This is a genomic window from Alkalihalophilus marmarensis DSM 21297 (assembly GCF_000474275.2).
Lineage (GTDB): Bacteria > Bacillota > Bacilli > Bacillales > Bacillaceae_D > Alkalihalophilus > Alkalihalophilus marmarensis.
Window position 1 is genome coordinate 1 of the sequence record NZ_ATAE01000083.1, and the last position, 424, is coordinate 424.

Here is a 424-nt window from a genome sequence, read left to right on the forward strand (position 1 = left end):
GAGGCCACTGAAAAAGTCCTTTTGTTTTCTGAGAGTGGTTGGTCGAATTTATTCGACCAACCACTCTCTTTTTCTTATATAATTAAGGTACTAATAACGGTATAGGTGATGTTGAAATGATTAAAGGACAAGACTCGATCCCTCTTAGCCCATATATGGGACTCTATGATCTCGTGGTACCTAAAGACAATATGCTTCGTCAAATGAATGAACTCGTCGATTTTTCTTTCATCATGGAGGAGCTTCAAGATAAGTATTGTTTGACGAATGGTCGTAATGCGATCTCTCCGATCCGCATGTTTAAATACCTTTTATTAAAGACTATTTTTGATTTGTCGGATGTTGATGTAGTGGAACGCTCTAAGTACGACATGTCATTTAAATACTTTTTAGACTTGGCTCCAGAAGCTGGTGTCATTGACCC

General features: G+C 38.2%; 1 protein-coding gene. It reads left to right on the forward strand.

The genetic code is table 11. The features are described from left to right. Positions 1-116: 116 nt before the first annotated feature. Positions 117-424 (forward strand): IS1182 family transposase (locus A33I_RS19450; protein WP_022629985.1); only part of this gene is annotated, 308 nt, incomplete at its 3' end.